Genomic DNA, 15,813 nt, shown 5'->3' with positions numbered 1-15,813 from the left:
CTCACCGCATTCCGTTCATTGCAGCGCCATGATCTCCAGGAGAACTTCATGACAGGCCTCGCCCCCCTCGTTTCCCACCTGCGCCGCATGGTGCTGCCCGTGGCATGTTTCGCCGCGGCCGGGCTGATCGCCAATGCCGCGAGCGCCGCCGATACGCCGAAGCCTGGCGGCACGCTCGTCATCGGCAGCACGCAGACGCCGCGCCATCTCAACGGTGCGGTGCAGTCGGGCCTGGCGACCGCGCTGCCGTCGACGCAACTGTTCGCCAGTCCGCTACGTTTCGACGACCAGTGGCGGCCGCAGCCATATCTCGCGCAGTCGTGGAAGGTGTCGGACGACGGCAAATCGCTCACGCTGAACCTGCGCCATGACGCGGTGTTTCACGATGGCAAGCCCATCACGTCCGAGGATGTCGCGTTCTCGATCATGACCATCAAGGCCAAGCATCCGTTCCAGACCATGCTGGCGCCGGTGGAGAAGGTGGAAACGCCGGACCGCTACACCGCCATCATCCGCATGAGCAAGCCACATCCGGCCATCGTGCTGGCCATGTCGCCGGCCCTGTGCCCGATCATGCCGAAGCATGTCTACGGCGACGGGCGCGACGTGTCGACCCATCCGGCCAACGCCAACGGTCTGGTCGGCTCGGGTCCGTTCAAACTGGTCGAGTTCGTGCCGGGCCAGCGCATCGTGATGCAGCGCTTCGACAAGTTCTTCCTGCCGGGCCGTCCGTACCTGGACAAGGTGGTGGTCACGATCAACCCCGATGCGCAAAGCCTGGCGCTCGGCATGGAGCGCGGGGACATCCAGATGATGGCGTTTGCCTCGGTGTCCACCGACCTCAAGCGCATGCAGGCCAATCCGAACCTGGTGCTGACGCGCAAGGGCTACGAGGGCATCGGCGGCCTCAACTGGCTCGCCTTCAATCTGGAGAAGAAGCCGCTCGACGATGTGCGCGTGCGCCGCGCCATCGCCAGCGCGCTCGACAAGAACTTTATCGTCAAGGCGCTGCACAACGGCTTTTCGACCGTCTCCGATGGCCCGCTGGTACGTAGCAGCCCGTTCTATACCGACGATCTGCATCGTTATCCGTACGACCTCAAGCGCGCCGACCAGTTGCTCGACGAAGCGGGTCTCAAGCGCGGCGCCAATGGCGAGCGGCTGACGCTGACGATCGATTACCTGCCGGGATCCGATGAGCAGCAGAAGAACGTGGCGGAATACGTGCGCGCCCAGCTCAAGAAGCTTGGCATCACGGTGCAGGTGCGCGCCTCGGCCGACTTCGCCTCGTGGGCCAAGCGCGTGGCCGCGCATGACTTCGACCTGACCATGGACAGCGTCTTCAACTGGGGCGATCCGGTCATCGGCGTGGCACGGACCTACATGTCGACCAATATCAAGCCGATCATCTGGACCAATACGCAGTCGTACCGCAACCCGAAGGTCGACGAAGTGCTCGAGACCGCCGCCAGCACGCTCGACGCCACGCGGCGCAAGGCGTACTACGCGACCTTCCAGAAGCTCGTTACCGACGACGTGCCCATCGTCTATATCAACGAGATCCCGTACTACACCGTGGCCAGCAAGAAGCTCGGCAACCTGCCCACCTCGATCTGGGGGCCGGCGTCGCCGCTGGACGAGGTCTACTTCAAGTAGGGCGCGATCATGAATGCGTTGCTGAAGATCGGCCGCAAGGGTTGCCACGCGGTGCTGCTGGTGCTGTCGGTGGTGGTGCTCAACTTCCTGCTCATTCGCATGGCGCCGGGCGATCCGGTGGAGACCATCGCCGGGACCATGGGAGGGATGAGCGACCAGCTGCGTATGCAGCTGATCGCCGAGTATGGCCTCGACCAGCCACTGTGGAAGCAGCTTGCGGTCTACGTCGGCCGCGTCGCGCATGGCGACCTTGGCATGTCGTACTTCTTCAACCTGCCGGTGGCCGATCTGATCCTGGACCGCCTGCCGGCCACCCTGCTGCTGGTGGTGGCGTCGGTGGTGACGGCGTTCGTGATCGGCACCGCGCTCGGTGTGTTTGCCGCGCGCAAGCCGCACGGGCTGCTGTCGCAGGCGATCACCGTGCTGTCGATGATGGGCAACGCCGCGCCCGTGTTCTGGAGCGGCATGATGCTGGTCATCGTGTTTGCCTCGGCGTGGCCGATCCTGCCGGTCTCCGACATGCGCTCCATGGCGGCCGACAGCACCGGTCTGGCCGGCGTGCTCGACGTTGCCTGGCACATGGTGCTGCCCACCGTCACGCTGAGCCTGGTCCACCTGGCGCAATACAGCCGGCTGGCGCGCGCCAGCGTGCTGGACCTGCTCGGCGCCGACTATATCCGTACCGCGCGGGCCAAGGGCGTGTCGGAAGCCGGCGTCTTCTACGTCCATGCGCTGCGCAACGCGTTGCTGCCGGTGGTCACCGTGCTCGGGCTGCAGTTCGGCAACGTGATCGCGGGCGCCATTCTCGTGGAGACGGTCTTCAACTGGCCCGGCCTGGGCCGGCTCGCGTTCGACTCCATCCTGCGCCGCGACTATCCGACCGTGCTGGGCATCCTGCTCGGCTCTGCCGTGATGGTCGTGCTGATGAACCAGGTCACCGACGTCGTGTACCGGCTGATCGATCCACGCATCCGTACCGCATGAACTCCACTCCCAATCCTGCTGCCGGGCCGGCCGTGCCTGGCGTGCCGATGGCGGCGCCGTCCGTGGCGTCGACGCCGGTCGCGGTGCCCCAGATGCCCGCCGCCGCCCATCCGGTGTCGGCCGTGCCGGCCGTGCCCGTCGTGACAAAAGCGGCGTCGTCGCCGCTGCGCGAGGCCGCGCGCATGTTCGTGCGCAGCCATGCCGCGGTGGCCGGCAGCGTGCTGCTGCTGATCATCGTGCTGGTGGCGCTCTTTGGCCCCATGCTGATGGACGCCGATCCGTTCGAGATGGTGGCCGCGCCGCAGAGCCCGATCGGCACGCCCGAGGCGTGGCTCGGCACGGATCAGCTCGGCCGCGACATCCTCACCGGCCTGGTCTATGGCGGCCGCGCGAGCCTTGCCGTGGGCGCCGTGGCGGCACTGCTGTCGGTCATGATCGGCCTTGGCGCGGGTGCCATGGCGGGCTACTACGGCGGTGTGGTCGACGAAGCGCTGACACGCGTGATGGAGTTCTTCCAGGTCCTGCCCGCGCTGCTGTTCGCGATGGTGCTGGTCACGCTGTTCTCGCCGACGCTGACCACCATCTCGGTGGCGATCGGCCTGACCACGTGGACCGCCACCGCGCGCTTGACACGGGCCGAGTTCATGCGCTTTCGCAATCTCGACTTTGTCCGCGCCGAGCGCTCGATCGGTGCCGGCAATGCCCGCATCATCTGGCGCGTGATCCTGCCCAATGCGCTGCCGCCGCTGGTGGTGGCGGCGACCATGGCGATCGGCGCCGCCATCCTGTTCGAGGCGGGGCTGTCGTTCCTCGGGCTCAGCGATCCCAACCGCATGAGCTGGGGCCTGATGATCGGCTCGGCGCGGCCTTATCTGCTGAGCTGCTGGTGGGCCGTGGCATTTCCCGGCCTCGCGATCTTCCTGACCGTACTGGCGATCAGCCTGATCGGCGACGGTCTCAACGATGCGCTGAATCCCAAGCTGAGGGAGCGATGACCATGGCCAACCAGACTGTCTCCACTGGCGGCACGGACCGGAGCCCTGCACGTGGCGCCGCCGAACGGGTGCTGGAGGTCGACGACCTGCGGCTCGAATTCCGCACGTCGCGCGGGGCCGCCACGGTGCTCAACGGGGTGAGCTTCCACGTCAATGCCGGCGAGACGCTGTGCATCGTCGGTGAATCCGGCTGCGGCAAGAGCATGACCTCGCTCGCGGTACTGGGCCTGATTCCGCAGCCGCCCGGCCGCATCACCGGCGGCACGATTCGCCTGGAAGGCGAAGACCTGTTGCGCGCCACGCCGGCGCGCATGCGCGAGATCCGTGGCAATCGCGTCGCCATGATCTTCCAGGAACCGATGACTTCCCTGAACCCGGTCATGACCGTGGGCCGTCAGCTGGTGGAAACGCTGCGGCTGCATCTGGATCTGTCGCGTGACGCGGCGCGTGCCCGTGCCATCGACCTGCTGCGGGTGGTGGGCATTCCCGCGCCCGAGTCGCGTATCGACGATTATCCGCACCAGATGTCGGGCGGCATGAAGCAACGCGTGATGATCGGCATGGCGCTCGCGTGCGAGCCGCGCGTGCTGATTGCCGACGAACCGACCACGGCGCTCGACGTCACCGTGCAGGCGCAGATCTTCGACCTGCTGCGCGCGCGCCAGGCGCGCGAAGGGACCGCGCTCGTGCTGATCACCCACGATATGGGGGCGGTCTCGGAGATGGCCGACCGCGTGGCCGTGATGTATGCAGGCCGCGTGGTGGAAGAGGGCACCACGCACGACGTACTGCACCAGCCCGCGCATCCGTACACGCGTGGGCTGATCGCCTGCCTGCCCGAACTCGAGGGCGAGGCCCGGCGTACGCGTCCGCCATTGCCGGAGATTCCGGGCATGGTGCCGTCGATCTGGGAACTCGGTGGCGGTTGCGCCTTTCGCTCGCGCTGTGCGCTTGCGCAGGCGCGCTGTGCGGCCGAGGTGCCGGCGCTGACCACCGTCAGTGGCACGCAGCGTGCCGCCTGTTGGGCGCTGTCGGACCACACCACGCATGCCGCCGAGGAGGCCACGGTATGAAGCTGCTCGAAGTCGATGACCTGAAGGTGCATTTTCGTGGCCGCGGCGGCAGCCTGTTCAAGTCCGCACCGGTGGTGCGCGCGGTCGATGGCGTGTCGTTTTCGGTGGAGCGCGGCAAAACCCTCGCGCTGGTGGGCGAGTCGGGCTCGGGCAAATCGACCACCGCGCTGGCGGTGGCGCGGCTGGCGCAGGTCACTGCCGGCACCGTGCGCCTGGGTGGGCGCGATCTTACGTTGATGTCCGGCGACACCTTGCGTCATGCGCGCCGGCGCGTGCAGATGGTGTTCCAGGACCCGTACTCCGCGCTCAATCCACGCCAGCGCGCGGGCGACGCGGTGCGCGCGCCACTCGACCTGATGGAGGTAGGGGAGGCCACGCAGCGCGACGCGCGCGTGGCCGAGCTGTTCGAGGCGGTCGGCCTGCGGCCCGAGCAACGCCATCTGTTTCCGCACCAGTTCTCGGGCGGGCAACGCCAGCGCATCAATATCGCGCGGGCGCTGGCCAGCGAGCCCGACCTGGTGATCTGCGACGAGCCGGTGTCCGCGCTGGATATCGCGGTGCGCGCGCAGACGCTGAACCTGCTGCGCCGCCTGCAGCAGCAGCGCGGCATCTCGTATCTGTTTATCTCGCACGACATGTCGGTGGTCGAGTATCTGTGCGACGAGGTTGCCGTGCTGTACCTCGGGCAGATCGTGGAACGTGCGCCGCGCGAGGCGTTCTTTGCCGAACCGCTGCATCCGTACAGCGTGGCGCTCAGCTCGGCGGTACCGACCGTGCGTGGCGGCCGCGCGCGCGCGGCGCGGCGGATTCGCCTGGAAGGGGACCCGCCAAGTCCGCTCGCGCCGCCGCCGGGGTGTCGCTTTGCTACGCGCTGTCCCGTGGCGGAGGCCCGCTGCCATGCCGAGCCGCCCGCGCTGCGCGAGGTCGGGCAGGGGCGCGCGGTGCGCTGCCATCTGGTCGCCACGCGCGATGGTGCGCCCCTGCCGCCGCTGGCGATGCCTCTCGTCTGAATCGTGTCCGCTGCGATCTGCCCGCTCCCGTCCGGCCCGATTGCCGCGATCCGATGGTCCGTTACCTCGTTGCCCGCTACCTGATTGCCTTATGTCCACTACGCCTTCCGCCCCGGTTACCGCTTCCACCACCACGGTCTTTGTCGCGCGCAAGATCCTGACCATGAACCCGGCGCAGCCCACCGCCACGCACGTTGCCGTGCGCGACGGCCGCATTCTCGCCGTCGGCGACGCGGACACGATGGCGGCCTGGGGCCCATACGCGCTCGATACGCGCTTTGCCGACAAGGTGCTGATGCCCGGCCTGGTCGAAGGCCATTCGCATGCGATGGAGGGCGGGCTTTGGCAGTTTCCGTATGTGGGCTTCCATGACCGCCGCAGCCCCGACGGCAAGCTGTGGCGGGGGCTCGATACGTTTGCGGCGGTGGTCGCGCGCCTGGTCGAGGCCGAGGCCGAGATGACGCGTCAGGGCGTGCCGGCCGAGACGCCGCTGCTGGCGTGGGGTTTCGACCCGATCTTCTTTGGCGACGCACGCATCACCGTCAACGAGCTGGACCGCGTATCGCTGACGCGGCCGATCGTCATCACGCATGCGAGCATGCATCTGATGAACGTCAATACCGCCACGCTGCGCGCGGCGGAAATCGATCGCCATACCGATATCGAGGGCATCGCGCGCTTTGCCGATGGCGAGCCCAATGGCGAGCTGCAGGAATTCGCGGCGATGTTCCCGGTCAACCGGCTGATCGGCAACCTGTTCCGCAAGGTCGGCATGTCGGAGCTGGGTTTGCGCATGTTCGCGCAATCGGCGCTGCTGGCCGGCGTGACCACCGCGACCGATCTCGTCAACGAACTCGCCGACGACAGCATCGAGATGATGCAGCGCGTATGCGCCGAGGATGCGTATCCGTTGCGACTGGTGCCGGCGTTCCGGCCGGGCGAGGCGGTAGTCGGCGAGGCCGGCGTGGCACGTGTGCGCGCCGCCATCGCGGCCAGCCACGACAAGCTGCACGCGGGCATGGTCAAGCTGGTCGTGGACGGTTCGATCCAGGGCTTTACCGCGCGGCTACGCTGGCCGGGCTACTTCAACGGTGCGCCCAACGGCATCTGGGTGCTGTCGCCGCGGACCGTGCACGAGGCCGTGCTCGCGTTCCACCGGGCCGGCTTCCAGCTGCATATCCATACCAATGGCGACGAGGCCACCGAGGTCGCGCTCGATGCGGTGGAGGCCGCGCTGGCCGCGCATCCGCGCCCCGATCATCGGCATACCCTGCAGCACTGCCAGATGGCCGACGAAGCGCAGTTCCAGCGTATGGCGCGGCTCGGCATGTGCGTCAACCTGTTTGCCAACCATATCTACTACTGGGGCGATGCGCACCTGAACCTGACCATGGGGCCGGACCGCGCCCACCGCATGGACGCGTGCGGCACCGCCGCGCGCCTGGGGGTACCGTTCGCGATCCACTCGGACGCGCCGATCACGCCGCTGGCGCCGCTGTTCACCGCGTGGTGCGCGGTCAACCGCCGCACCGCCGCCGGCGTGGTGCTGGGCGAGGCCGAGCGCATCACGGTGCCGCAGGCGCTGCATGCGATCACGATGGGGGCGGCGTTCACGCTCAAGCTCGATCACGAGATCGGCTCGATCGCGGTGCGCAAGCGCGCGGACTTCTGCGTGCTGGAAGCCGATCCGCTCGGCGTGCCGGCGAGCGAGCTCAAGGATATCGGCGTGTGGGGCACCGTGGTGGGCGGCCGCGTGTTCGCGGCGCCGCGCGCATGACTGGCGCGGTACGGCTGGCGCGGGGGCGGGCGCGCATCCCGCTGACCGTGATCGGCGGATTTCTCGGGGCGGGCAAGACCACGCTGGTCAATCGCCTGCTGGCGCGCATGGAAGGCGTGCGCATGGCACTGCTGGTCAATGACTTCGGCGCGGTCAATATCGACGCGGCGCTGGTGCGCAGCCGCTCGGCGGACACCATTAGCCTGACCAACGGCTGCGTCTGCTGCCAGATCGGCGATGCCCTGGTCGACACGCTCGCGGGGCTGATCGAGGCGCCGCAGCCGCCCGAATGGATCGTGATCGAGGCCAGTGGCGTATCCGATCCGTGGCGCATCGCGCAGGCCGGCCTGGCCGATCCCGCGCTGGCGCTCGATGGTGTGGTGGTGATGGCCGACGCGCAGGCCATCCGTTCCCATGCCGAGGATCCGCGCGTCGCCGACGTGATTACCGCGCAGCTGGCAGCGGCCGATGTCGTGATCCTCAACAAGATGGACGGCCGCGCGCCTGATCCCGCGCTAGACGCCTGGATTGCCGCGCACGCCGGCGCCGCGCCGATCGTCCATGCCACCGATGGCGATGTGCCATTGGCATGGCTGACCGGACTGGCGCTGCCGTCGATGTCGAGCGCGCGATGGTCGCCGTGCGCCCACCACCCCGGGGCCTGTTGCTGCGGCACTGCCGATCACGGCGCATTGTTCGACAGCATGGCCCTCGACGCGGCCGATGCGGTGTTCGATACCGACGCCGTGCGCGCGCTGCTGCGTGCCATGCCGGCCGGTGTGCTGCGCCTGAAGGGGGTGGTGCAGACCCACGCGCTCGGTGCCAGCGAAGTGCAGTTCGCCGGCAAGCGCGGCAGCGTGCGCCGGCATGCCGGCCCGGGGCCCGCTGCAACGCCCGGCGTGCTGATCGCCATCGGCGTGCGCGGCGTCTTGCCGCGCGCCGCGCTGGCGGAGGCATGGCGCGCGTGTCGCGTCTCTGGCGGCGCCGCCACCGGCATCGCCACTGCTGCTGGCACCAGCGGCGCCCGCACTGGCCCGAACGATCGTCACACGCTGGACCTACCTGCATCGGCCGTTGCGGGCGTACCTTGACGTCAACGCCGCCGCATCCCGCGCCGCCGGCGCATCCAACTCCGAATCAACGCCTCGCCACCATGTCCGATACCGTTACTGTCGACGTCCTGCAAGCCTTCGCCGATGCGTGGAACCGCCACGATATCGACGCGCTCATGACCTTCATGACCGACGATTGCATTTTCGAAACCGTTGCCGGCGACAACGCCTGCGGCACGCGCCATGTGGGCCAGGCGGCCGTACGCCAGGCGTTCGCCGCCGCCTGGCTCAATTTCCCCGATGCGCAATGGCGCAACGGCCGCCATTTCGTGGCCGGGACACGCGGCGTATCCGAATGGACGTTCCACGGCACCGACCGCGAAGGGCGCGTGCTGGAAGCGGACGGCGTGGACCTGTTCACATTCCGCGACGGCAAGATCCACGTCAAGTGCGCATATCGCAAGCAACGTCCGCTGCGCGCGGCCTGATCCGACGGAGCGCACCATGACCACGATCCAGCTCGACCGCCAACCCGCCTCGGGCGCAACGGCAAACGCGGGGGCGGACGCCGCGACGCCAGCCACGAAGACAGCGACGCCTGGGCGCACGCCAGGCCAACCCTACGACCCACGCTACGACCCGCTCGTCTCGGCCGGCCCCGGGCACGACCGCGCCTATGCGCCCACCTACTGGGTGGCGTCGGCGGGCGAACCGCCGCCCGACGACGGCCCCATCGCCCACGATGTCGACGCCGACGTGGTGGTGATCGGCTCCGGCTTTACCGGCCTGGCCACCGCCTTGTTCCTGGCGCGCGAGCATGGCATCCGTGCCACCGTGCTGGAGGCCAACCAGGCCGCATGGGGCTGCACCAGCCGCAACGGCGGCCAGGGCCAGAACGCGAGCGGCCGGCTCTATCGCTCGCAATGGATCGAGCGGTGGGGCATGGAGACCGCCAGGCGGCTCGACGCGGAGATCCGCAGCGGGTTCGAGACGTTTCGCGGCCTGGTCGCGCAAGTCGACTGCGACGCCCAGGACGGCGGCCACCTCTATACCGCGCATCGTCCCAAGAAGCTGGCCTTCCTGCAGAACGAGGCGCGCGTCATGCGCGAGGTGTTTGGCTACGACACACGCATGCTGTCGCAGGCGGAGCTGCGCGAGCGGTATTGCGATGACCGCGACGCATGCGGCGCGCTGCTCGAGCCGGATGGCATCGGCGTGCATCCGCTCAAGCTGGCCTACGGCTACCTGCGCATGGCGCGCGAACTGGGCGCCAGCGTGCACCCGGCCAGTCCGGTGATCGGCTGGGAGTCGCGCAATGGCAGCCACTACCTGCGGACACCGGGCGGCACGGTGCGCGCCCGCGCGGTGGCCATTGCCACGGGCGCCTATACGGCGCCGGGCCTGACGCCGCTGCTGCGCGGCAGGTGCTTCCCGGTACTGTCGAATTCGATCGTCACGCGCCCGCTGACCGATGCCGAGATCGAAGCCACGGGCTTCCGCTCGACCACGTTCATCACCGATACGCGCACGCTGCGCTTCTACTACCGTCTGTTGCCCGACCGCCGGCTCCAGATCGGCAGCCGCAGTGCCATCACGGGCGCCGATGCGCCCGCGGAGCGGCACTACCAGCTGCTGGTCGATGCCATCGCGCGCAAGTTTCCGCCGCTGCGCGGCATCCAGATCGACTACTCTTGGTGGGGCTGGGTCGACGTCAGCCACGACATGATGCCGCGCATCGTGCAGCCCGATCCGGCGCAGTCGGTGTTCTACGCGCTCGGCTACGGCGGCAATGGGGTCTCGTTCTCGGCCCATGCGGGCCGGCGCATGGCCGATCGCATCGCGGGCCGCGCGGATTCGGCCTTTACGCTGCCGATCTACGACTCGCCGCTGCCGCTGCACTGGGCCACGCCGTTCCGTCGGCTCGGCCAGGCCATGCTGTATCGCTGGTACTACCTGCGCGACGAAATCCTGTAGCGGGCGGCACGCCCGGCGATCCGGCTCGCGACGGGCAGGGTGTCCGCCGCGAGCCGGCCAGCGTCTCAGTGCGCGAACATCGACTTGACGAACTGGATGCCGATGCCGAACGCGCCGCCGTGACGCTGGGCAATGCCGGTGGTCAGGTCGTACGTGGCCACGCGGGCCCAGTCGCGCTGCAGCTCGAGCAGGTAGGTCAGCGACGTGATGGGGCGGGCGCCGGCCTGGATCATGCGCTGGATCGCGGCCTCGTGCGCTTCGAGCGTACAGTCGCCCGACGCGTCGGTCAGCACGTAAACCTCGAAGCCCTGGTCGAGCGCGGACAGCACCGGACCGTTGCAGCAGACCGAGGTCCACAGGCCGGCGATGACCAGGCGATCCTTGCCGACGGCATTGACGCGCGCGATGAAGTTCTCGTCTTCCCACGCATTGGAGGTCGTGCGGTCGGTGATGTCGGCATGCGGGAAGGCTTCGGTCACTTCCGGGAACAGCGGACCGGCGAAGGTGTCCTTCGAGATCGTCGAGATGATCGTCGGCACCTTGAACCCCTTGGCCGCCTCGGCCACGATGCCGACGTTGGTGCGCAGGTTGTTCACGTCGATCGACTTGGTGTTGAATGCCATCTGCGACTGATGGTCGATCAGGATCAGCGCGTGATCGGTCGGGCTCAGCAGCGATCGGGCGGGTTTGGCGACGGCTTTGATGCTCATGCGGGAATCCTCTGTGAATGCTTGGTATCGAGCGCCGGCGCGATGCAGCGCCGGGCGGGCGCCGGCCGGAGCGAGGGATTGCCCATGCCGCCGGCGCCACGACGATTCTAAGAGTCCATCGCCGTTGGCAACCGTGCATTTGGGCGGAACTTCATCCGCATCGATGCGGATATCAGAGCGGGCGGTCGGGATACGGGCCCGTGCGCAAGGTGCGGCCCTCGATGATGTCGCGCTGCGCGCCGAGCGCCTCCGCGCAGTAAGTCATGAAGGCATGCACGCGTTCCGATTTGCGGATGTCCGGATGGGTCAGCACCCATAGCTCGTCGTAGACCGCGGGTTCCACCGCGCTGATGCGCACCAGCCCCGGTTGCAGGTCGCCATGCATGCACGGCAGGAGGCCGATGCCGATGCCGGCGGCGATCGCCGACGCCACGCTGGCCACCGAATCGCTGCGGTACACGATGTGGTCGGCATGGACATGGTCGTCGATGAACGGGTAGGCCTTGAGACCCGCCAGGCCCTTGCCGTACGAGACCCAGCGCTGCTGGTACAGCGCATCGCGCGGGCACGACTGGCCCACGTAGTCGATGCGCCGGCCATAGATCGCCCATGCCACCGTTCCGACCTTGCGTCCGAACAGGTTCTCCGGCGGCGCGGTGGTGGCCCGAAAGGCGATATCGGCTTCTCCGCGTGCGAGATTGAGCGGCTTGTTGCCGATCATGATGTCGATGCGGATGGCCGGATTGTCGGTGCGGAAGGCGGCCACGACCGGCATGAGGAAGTCCAGCAGCAGCGCGTCGCTGGTGGCGATGCGGAGCGTGCCCTTGAGGCCCGGCGCGGCGCCCGACAGGCGCCGCGTCACGCCGACGATGTCGCGCTCCACACGCTCGGCCAGCGCAATCATGTCCGCACCGGCACCGGTGGGGGCATAGCCGGTGCGGTGCCGGTCGAACAGTACCGCGCCCAGCGTGCGTTCCGCCTGGGCCAGGCGACGCGAGATGGTGGAGTGGTTGATGCCAAGCGCCTCGGCGGCTGCGACCAGGCTGCCGCGCTCGGCAATCGCCTTGATCAGGCGCAGGTCATCCCAACAGAGTTTCTGCAGTGGATCGGTCATGGGCTTGCGCTATCGGCGGCCGGCGGCCGGCATCCGGCATCCGGCATCCGGCTCCCCGGGGCTGCCGGTGCCTCGCTTGTCGGGGTGACGGCCGCCAGTGCGACGGCTGTCAGTGCGACGACGGTAGCGCGCCGCACAGCGTGCGATGGTACACGCCCATGGCGCCCACGGCGACCGCCTGGCCATGCCGTTGTGCGCGGCACGGCCGGACGGAAACAATCAGCCCGCGCCGTGCGGAAACAATCGGCGGTCAGGCCGCCTGCGTGCGCGGCGCAAAGCGCGCGAGCACATGGCCGGACATGCCCTTGGCAAGTTCTTCCTCGCCGAAGAAGACCTTGCCGACCCCTTCGCGTGTCAGGAGTACCGACTCTTCCTCGCTATGCGTGCGCAGCACGATCTCGATGCCGGGGTTGAGCGTGCGGGCGATATGGGCCATCTGACGGACATCGAGGGGGTTGGCGGTGGCCACCACCAGCAGCGCGGCATTGGCGATATGGGCCTGGATCAGGACCGCGGGTTCCGCCGCATCGCCGGACACCGCGGCGATGCCGCGATTGCGCAGGCTCTCGACCAGTTCGCGGTTCTGCTCGGCCACCACGTAGGGCACGCCGTGTGCCTCCAGCGCATGGGCGATCCGCCTGCCCACGCGGCCGTAGCCGACCAGCACCACCTGACCCTCCAGATACTTGCGCTCGGTCTCCATCGGCAGTTCCGCATAGGGATCCTCACGCTGCTCCAGCCGGCGCGCCAGCGCGGAACGTGCCAGGATCCAGCGCCGCACGGGCTCGATAAAGGCGAACAGCAAGGGGTTCAGCGCAATCGAGATCAGCGCGCCCGCCAGGATCAGGCTCATGCCTTCCTGCGGCAGCAGCTTGAGCGACATCCCCAGCCCGGCCAGGATGAACGAGAACTCGCCGATCTGCGCCAGGCTGGCCGAGACCGTGAGCGCCGTGTTGAGCGGATAGCGGAACGCGATCACCAGCGCCAGGGCGGCCAGCGACTTGCCGAACATGATGATCAGCACCACGCCGAGCACGTGGGCGGGCTCCTCGATCAGGATGCGCGGGTCGAACAGCATGCCCACCGCGACGAAGAACAGCACCGAGAATGCATCGCGCAACGGCAGCGATTCCTCGGCCGCGCGGTGGCTGAACTCGGACTCGCGCATGACCATACCCGAGAAGAAGGCGCCCAATGCAAACGACACGCTGAACAGTTGCGCCGCGCCGTACGCGATGCCGATCGCGCACGCCACCACCGACAGCGTGAACAGTTCGCGCGAGCCGGTGCGCGACACCTGCCACAGCAGCCACGGCAGGATGCGGCGGCCGGCGATCAGCATCACCGCGACGAAGGCGGCCACCTGCAGCAGCGTCCAGCCGATGGTGCCCCAGAGCGAGCCGGCATCCGCGGCGGGCGCATCGCCGCCCAGCACGCCGGCCAGCGGAGGCAGCAACACCAGCACCAGCACGGTGGCCAGGTCTTCCACCACCAGCCAGCCCACCGCGATGCGGCCGTTCATGCTTTCCAGCACGTTGCGCGTTTCCAGCGCCTTGAGCAGTACCACCGTGCTGGCACACGACAGCGACAGCCCGAAGATCAGCCCGCTGCCCCAGTTCCAGCCCCACCACCAGGCTACCGCCATGCCCAGCGCCGTGGCCAGCGCCATCTGCGCCACCGCGCCCGGCACGGCAATGCGCTTGACCGCGAGCAGGTCGCGCAGCGAGAAATGCAGGCCGACGCCGAACATCAGCAGCATCACCCCGATCTCGGATAACTGCGAAGCGAGATTGACGTCCGCGACAAAGCCCGGCGTGGCCGGCCCGATGATGATGCCTGCCAGCAGATAGCCGACCAGCGCCGGTATCCGCAGGCGCTCCGCGAGAAAGCCGAGGATCAGGGCAATGCCGAAACCGGCCGCGAGCGTGGTGATGAGCGAGATGTTTTGATGATCCATTCAGCGGGCATAGGGCAGGGCGGAAAGCGGGCGCAGGGGCCGGCTTTCGCATGACTGGGAAGGGGGCGGCGCGCGGGCGCGCGGCGCCGGCGCATAGCCGCATGGTAGCGCATGCGCGCGCCATCCATGTGATGCATGCGCGCAAACATGCCCCGGTCCGCCCGGCTGGCCAGGGCCGCCATGCCCGTGGCGGCGCCGGCAGCGGGGGGACGGAGGGGCGGCAGGTGGGGCGGAAAGGAGGCTTAGGCGGAGCGCAGGGGGCGGAAGGGAGACGTGTGCTACGCCGGGAATGATGCCGGAAACTACGCCGGAAACTACGCCGGGAATGATGCCGGGAATGATGCCGGGAATGATGCCGGGAATTCGCCCAGCAGCGCGGCGCGGTCCTGATCGAGCGCCGGCGGATTGCGGACCACGGCGTGGGCCGGGCTGGCACCGACCTTGACCGGATTGCCGGCCACGCGCAGCGTCCTGCCGGCGCCGATACCGATCTCGAGCAGCATGCCGCGCGCCGCCACGTGCGCGTCGTCGACGATCTGTGGCACGCCGTTGAGCGGGCCATGCGGCACGCCGGCGGCTTCGAGAATCGCTTCCCAATGCGCGGTGGTGCCGTCCGCCAGGCGCGCTTCCAGGCATTGCTTGAGGGCTTCGTGGTGCGTATTGCGCGCGGGCACCGTGGCAAAGCGTTCGTCGCGCGCCCAGTCCACGCGCCCCAGCGCCTCGCACAGCCGCGCAAACAGTGCATCGTTGCCCACCGCGATGACGATAAAGCCGTCCTGCGTGGCGAACATGTCGAACGGCGTGATCGACGGATGGCGCGTGCCCAGCGGCTTCGGCACGCTGCCCGTGGCCGAATAGCGCGCGATGGGGTTCTCCAGCAGCGCCACCTGGCAATCGAGCATCGAGATATCGACGCGCTCGCCCAGGCCGGTGTGGGCGCGCTTGAGCAGCGCCGCCTGGATGCCGATGGTCGCGTACAGCCCCGCGCCGATATCGCCGATCGAGACACCGACGCGCGCCGGATTGCCGCCGGCCTCGCCGGTCACGCTCATCAGGCCGCCCATGGCCTGCACCACCATGTCGTACGCGGGCCGGTTGCGGTAGGGCCCGGTCTGGCCGAAGCCCGAGATCGAGGCATAGACCAGACGCGGATGGCGCGCGTGCAGGGCGTCCCAGGTATAGCCGAGCCGGTCCATGACGCCGGCGCGGAAGTTCTCCACCAGGACATCGGCGCCGACCAGCATGCGATCGAGCACCGCACGATCCTCGGCGCGCTTGAGGTCGAGCGCGATCGATTCCTTGTTGCGGTTGATCGAGGCGAAATAGGCCGATTCGCCATCGACGAAGGGTCCGACCTGGCGCGAGTCGTCGCCGCCGTCAGGGTGTTCGATCTTGATCACGCGCGCGCCGAGGTCCGCCAGCATCATGGTGCAGTAGGGGCCCGAGAGCACCCGCGTGAGGTCCACCACGGTAATGCCGGCCAGCGGCAAGGAGTGGTTGTCGTTGGTCAT

The 15,813-nt window shown here is 68.4% G+C and carries 13 protein-coding genes; 9 read left to right on the top strand and 4 right to left on the bottom strand.

The genetic code is table 11. The features are described from left to right. The first annotated feature begins 87 nt into the window (after positions 1-87). The 9 genes from DFLDMN_RS05840 (at position 88) to DFLDMN_RS05800 (ending at position 10,521) form a co-directional block, all read left to right on the top strand. Complete coding sequence (locus tag DFLDMN_RS05840) at positions 88-1,656, top strand: ABC transporter substrate-binding protein (RefSeq protein ID WP_423198333.1); 1,569 nt, start codon at positions 88-90, stop codon at positions 1,654-1,656. A gap of 9 nt (positions 1,657-1,665) precedes the next feature. Further along, positions 1,666-2,640 (top strand): ABC transporter permease, encoded by a 975-nt coding sequence (locus DFLDMN_RS05835; RefSeq protein WP_423197529.1) that lies wholly within the window; start codon positions 1,666-1,668, stop codon positions 2,638-2,640. Positions 2,641-2,732: 92 nt separating this feature from the next. Continuing rightward, positions 2,733-3,635, top strand: a complete 903-nt coding sequence (locus tag DFLDMN_RS05830; protein WP_423198332.1) for an ABC transporter permease — start codon at positions 2,733-2,735, stop codon at positions 3,633-3,635. A gap of 2 nt (positions 3,636-3,637) precedes the next feature. Then, positions 3,638-4,708 (top strand): ABC transporter ATP-binding protein, encoded by a 1,071-nt coding sequence (locus DFLDMN_RS05825; RefSeq protein ID WP_423197528.1) that lies wholly within the window; start codon positions 3,638-3,640, stop codon positions 4,706-4,708. Continuing rightward, positions 4,705-5,718, top strand: a complete 1,014-nt coding sequence (locus DFLDMN_RS05820; protein WP_423197527.1) for an ABC transporter ATP-binding protein — start codon at positions 4,705-4,707, stop codon at positions 5,716-5,718. Before DFLDMN_RS05825 ends, DFLDMN_RS05820 begins: the two co-directional genes overlap by 4 nt. Before the next feature lie 91 nt (positions 5,719-5,809). Continuing rightward, positions 5,810-7,495, top strand: a complete 1,686-nt coding sequence (locus tag DFLDMN_RS05815; RefSeq protein WP_423197526.1) for an amidohydrolase — start codon at positions 5,810-5,812, stop codon at positions 7,493-7,495. Continuing rightward, positions 7,492-8,586 carry a CobW family GTP-binding protein gene (locus DFLDMN_RS05810; RefSeq protein WP_423197525.1) on the top strand — a complete coding sequence of 365 codons (1,095 nt, stop codon included), beginning with the start codon at positions 7,492-7,494 and terminating at the stop codon, positions 8,584-8,586. The genes DFLDMN_RS05815 and DFLDMN_RS05810 overlap by 4 nt, the downstream gene beginning before the upstream one ends. Before the next feature lie 62 nt (positions 8,587-8,648). Continuing rightward, positions 8,649-9,035: a nuclear transport factor 2 family protein gene (locus DFLDMN_RS05805; protein ID WP_423197524.1), complete on the top strand. Its 387-nt coding sequence runs from the start codon at positions 8,649-8,651 to the stop codon at positions 9,033-9,035. A gap of 16 nt (positions 9,036-9,051) precedes the next feature. Continuing rightward, a complete protein-coding gene (locus tag DFLDMN_RS05800) occupies positions 9,052-10,521 on the top strand; it encodes an NAD(P)/FAD-dependent oxidoreductase (protein ID WP_423197523.1) in 1,470 nt (489 codons plus the stop codon). Between the two features lie 65 nt (positions 10,522-10,586). Here the strand turns inward: DFLDMN_RS05800 and DFLDMN_RS05795 are convergent, their stop codons facing one another. From DFLDMN_RS05795 to DFLDMN_RS05780, 4 genes are all read right to left on the bottom strand, one after another. Next, the gene (locus DFLDMN_RS05795; protein WP_423197522.1) at positions 10,587-11,231 is read right to left on the bottom strand and encodes a hydrolase; all 645 of its coding nucleotides are present in this window, start codon (positions 11,229-11,231) and stop codon (positions 10,587-10,589) included. 172 nt (positions 11,232-11,403) lie between these two features. After that, on the bottom strand, positions 11,404-12,345 hold the full coding sequence (locus DFLDMN_RS05790; RefSeq protein WP_423197521.1) for a LysR family transcriptional regulator: 942 nt from the start codon (positions 12,343-12,345) through the stop codon (positions 11,404-11,406). 250 nt (positions 12,346-12,595) lie between these two features. Next, positions 12,596-14,302, bottom strand: a complete 1,707-nt coding sequence (gene ybaL / locus DFLDMN_RS05785; RefSeq protein WP_423197520.1) for a YbaL family putative K(+) efflux transporter — start codon at positions 14,300-14,302, stop codon at positions 12,596-12,598. Positions 14,303-14,616: 314 nt separating this feature from the next. Then, positions 14,617-15,813, bottom strand: a complete 1,197-nt coding sequence (locus DFLDMN_RS05780) for a CaiB/BaiF CoA transferase family protein (RefSeq protein WP_423197519.1) — start codon at positions 15,811-15,813, stop codon at positions 14,617-14,619.

The sequence above is a fragment of the Cupriavidus sp. H19C3 genome, from assembly GCF_049393815.1.
In the GTDB taxonomy this organism is placed as follows: Bacteria; Pseudomonadota; Gammaproteobacteria; order Burkholderiales; family Burkholderiaceae; genus Cupriavidus.
Note: the sequence above shows the minus strand (reverse complement) of the source record. Positions and strands in the feature narration are given on the sequence as shown.

Coding starts and splice junctions, on each gene's coding strand:
- DFLDMN_RS05840 (WP_423198333.1), top strand. CDS start 88: ATGGTGCTGCCCGTGGCATGTTTCGCCGCGGCCGGGCTGATCGCCAAT.
- DFLDMN_RS05780 (WP_423197519.1), bottom strand. CDS start 15,813: ATGACCAACGACAACCACTCCTTGCCGCTGGCCGGCATTACCGTGGTG.
- DFLDMN_RS05790 (WP_423197521.1), bottom strand. CDS start 12,345: ATGACCGATCCACTGCAGAAACTCTGTTGGGATGACCTGCGCCTGATC.
- DFLDMN_RS05830 (WP_423198332.1), top strand. CDS start 2,733: ATGCCCGCCGCCGCCCATCCGGTGTCGGCCGTGCCGGCCGTGCCCGTC.
- DFLDMN_RS05805 (WP_423197524.1), top strand. CDS start 8,649: ATGTCCGATACCGTTACTGTCGACGTCCTGCAAGCCTTCGCCGATGCG.
- DFLDMN_RS05795 (WP_423197522.1), bottom strand. CDS start 11,231: ATGAGCATCAAAGCCGTCGCCAAACCCGCCCGATCGCTGCTGAGCCCG.
- DFLDMN_RS05820 (WP_423197527.1), top strand. CDS start 4,705: ATGAAGCTGCTCGAAGTCGATGACCTGAAGGTGCATTTTCGTGGCCGC.
- DFLDMN_RS05815 (WP_423197526.1), top strand. CDS start 5,810: ATGTCCACTACGCCTTCCGCCCCGGTTACCGCTTCCACCACCACGGTC.
- ybaL (WP_423197520.1), bottom strand. CDS start 14,302: ATGGATCATCAAAACATCTCGCTCATCACCACGCTCGCGGCCGGTTTC.
- DFLDMN_RS05825 (WP_423197528.1), top strand. CDS start 3,638: ATGGCCAACCAGACTGTCTCCACTGGCGGCACGGACCGGAGCCCTGCA.
- DFLDMN_RS05835 (WP_423197529.1), top strand. CDS start 1,666: ATGAATGCGTTGCTGAAGATCGGCCGCAAGGGTTGCCACGCGGTGCTG.
- DFLDMN_RS05800 (WP_423197523.1), top strand. CDS start 9,052: ATGACCACGATCCAGCTCGACCGCCAACCCGCCTCGGGCGCAACGGCA.
- DFLDMN_RS05810 (WP_423197525.1), top strand. CDS start 7,492: ATGACTGGCGCGGTACGGCTGGCGCGGGGGCGGGCGCGCATCCCGCTG.